The following is a 2,533-nucleotide window of genomic DNA, read 5'->3' as shown; positions in this document are numbered from 1 at the left end:
GAACCCCTCGGGCAACGGCGTGCGCGCCACCAGCGCCGACAGCACGGCCGTCTGCGCGACGGCCACCCGCTGCCGGGCCTCGGCGGAGGCGTCCGGCGGGACGGGGGGAGCCTCGCCGGCCGTGGCCCGCGCGGCCCCGCCGCCCTTCCGTACCGCCTCGCCGATGTCGGCCAGCTCCCGCTCCAGCTCGGCCGGTCCGGGGAAGTTCTCGTCCCGTTCCAGCAGCACGCCGGGCGGTGCGACGCGGGACGCCAGGTCGGTCAGGATGTCCAGCACCGGAGGCGGCACGGGGTGCGCGTGGCTGTCGTGCCAGACGCCGTCCCGCTCGAAGCCGCCCGCGACGTGCACGTAGGCCAGCGCCTCCAGCGGGAGCCGGTCCAGCGCCTCGGCGGGGTCCTCGCCCCGGTTGACGTGGTTGGTGTGCAGGTTGGCCACGTCGATCAGCAGCCGTACGCCGGTCCGCTCGACCAGCTCGGCCAGGAACTCGCCCTCGCTCATCTCCTCGGCCGGCCAGGAGAACAGGGCGGCGATGTTCTCCAGCGCCAGCGGCACCGGCAGCGCCTCCTGGGCGATGCGCACGTTCTCGCACAGCACGTCGAGGGCGTCCCGCGTGCGCGGTACGGGCAGCAGGTGGCCCGCCTCCAGCGGCGCCGAGGCGGTGAGCGGGCCGCCCGCGCGGACGAACGCGATGTGCTCGGTGACCAGCGGCGCCCCCAGCGCCTCGGCCCGCTCGGCCAGCGCCCGCAGCCGCCCCTCGTCCGGCCGCTCGGCGCCGCCGAGTCCGAGGGAGACCCCGTGCGGGATCACGGTCACCCCGCGCTCCAGCAACCGCACCAGTGGTTCCGGCAGATGGCCGGGGCAGACGTTCTCCGCGACGACCTCCACCCAGTCGATCCCCGCCATCCCCGCCACGGCGTCCGCGATCTCCGGCCGCCACCCGATCCCCGTGCCGAGTCGCATCCCCGTCCCCCTCCTTCGTCTGCCGGGGATATGGCCCCGGCGGGGGTGGGTGAACCGCCCGGGTGGGGGGTTCAGAGCAATATTTGAGGTTCGCCGGTCAGCGCAGCGCCGGGTGGTCCGCGACCACCGTGGCCGAGCCGGGAGCGATCTCCGTGAAGCCCGCGTCGCGGACCAGGGGAAGGCCGCTGGTGGTGAGTTCGCGCCAGTGGGCCGGCGTGGCGGTGCGGACGGCGAGGGGGTAGCCGGCGGTACGCCAGGCTTCGCGGGCCGCGTCGGACAGCGCCCACCAGGCCAGCTGGGCGCCGTGGCCGACCTGGGCCATCTCCTTGCCGGCCGACATCTCCAGCTCCGGGTTGAGCCAGAGCACGGGGGCGGTGCGGTCCGGGGCGGCGGGCGGCTCCGGGTCGTCCAGTTCGGTGCCGGAGACCTGGAGCTTGGCCAGCTCCTTGGGCCAGCCGTCCAGCGGGATCGGCGGGAAGACGCGCACCTCGGCGGTGGCGCCGGTCAGCGTGATGCCGGGCAGCTCCTGCGCGCGGCGCCATTCCGCGCCCCGCGCCCGCCGGACCACCTTGCGGATGCGGGCGTCCTCCCAGTCCCGTACCGCCCGGGCCCACTCGCCGTCGTCGCGCGCCCGCTCGTCCCCGAGCAGGACGAGCACGGCGCGTGCGGCGGTCTCCAGCGCGTCGGTACGGGCGGGCGGCGCGCTCTTCTCGATCCGTACGACGAGGGGCAGCACGAACTGCGGGGCCTCGTCGCGCGGGGTTGGCTCGGTCTGGAAGGGGCTGTCGCCGGGGGCGGCTGGAACGTGGGTCACGTGAGCCAACCCTACGAGCAGTCCGGCGCCGGTCAGCGCGGGGTGCCGGACTCCCGGATCAGCTCCGAGACCTTCACGAACCGGTAGCCCTTCCTGCGCAGCTCCGGCACCACCGAACGGACGACCTTCTCGGTCGTCGGGGCGGCGCTGCGGGTGCAGTGCATGACGACCACCGAACCGGGCTTCACCCCGTCCAGCACCTGGCGCACGACCGCGTCGGCGTCCGTGGCGAAGGCGTCGCCGCTGATCACGTCCCACTGGACGGCGGTGACACCGGCGCCGCTGATGGCGCGCAGCGCGTCCCGGTCGTAGCAGCCGCCGGGGAAGCGGAAGTACGGCATCGGGTGCGGCACGCCCGCCTTGCGCAGGGCGGCGTAGGTGCGCTGGACCTCGGTCAGCTGGGCGTGCGGGGCGACGGTCGGCAGGCCGTAGCAGTCGCCGGTGAACGAGTAGTGGCTGTAGGAGTGGTTGGCCACCTCGAACTGGGCGTCGCGCCCGAGGGCGCGGGCCTGGTCCGGGTACTCCTCGGCCCAGCGGCCGGTCATGAAGACGGTCGCCGGGACCTTCAGCGTGCGCAGGGCGCCGATCAGACCGGGGTTGTCGAAACGCTCACCGGCGGCGGCGCGGGGCCCCTCATCGGCGGTCATGTCGGCGTCGAAGGTCAGCGCGACGGTCTTGCCCCTGTCGCGCGGGCCGTGCTCGAACACGGGGGTGAGGCCGCCCGGACCCGCCGCCATGGTGGGGGTGCCGGCCGGGGAC

At 75.1% G+C, this 2,533-nt stretch carries 3 protein-coding genes; all 3 read right to left on the bottom strand.

What is annotated here, in order from left to right; all coding sequences use genetic code 11:
• The coding region (locus tag GT030_RS23010) for a DUF692 domain-containing protein (RefSeq protein ID WP_161202718.1) at positions 1-960 on the bottom strand (960 nt) is incomplete at its 3' end.
• 97 nt (positions 961-1,057) lie between these two features.
• Positions 1,058-1,774, bottom strand: a complete 717-nt coding sequence (locus GT030_RS23005) for a peptidyl-tRNA hydrolase (protein WP_161202717.1) — start codon at positions 1,772-1,774, stop codon at positions 1,058-1,060.
• Between the two features lie 32 nt (positions 1,775-1,806).
• The coding region (locus GT030_RS23000) for a polysaccharide deacetylase family protein (RefSeq protein WP_237522759.1) at positions 1,807-2,533 on the bottom strand (727 nt) is incomplete at its 5' end.

The organism is Streptomyces sp. SID1328 (assembly GCF_009865595.1).
GTDB lineage: Bacteria > Actinomycetota > Actinomycetes > Streptomycetales > Streptomycetaceae > Streptomyces > Streptomyces griseoluteus.
The sequence above is the reverse complement of the archived record's forward strand: the minus strand, read 5'-3'. Positions and strand labels throughout refer to the sequence as shown.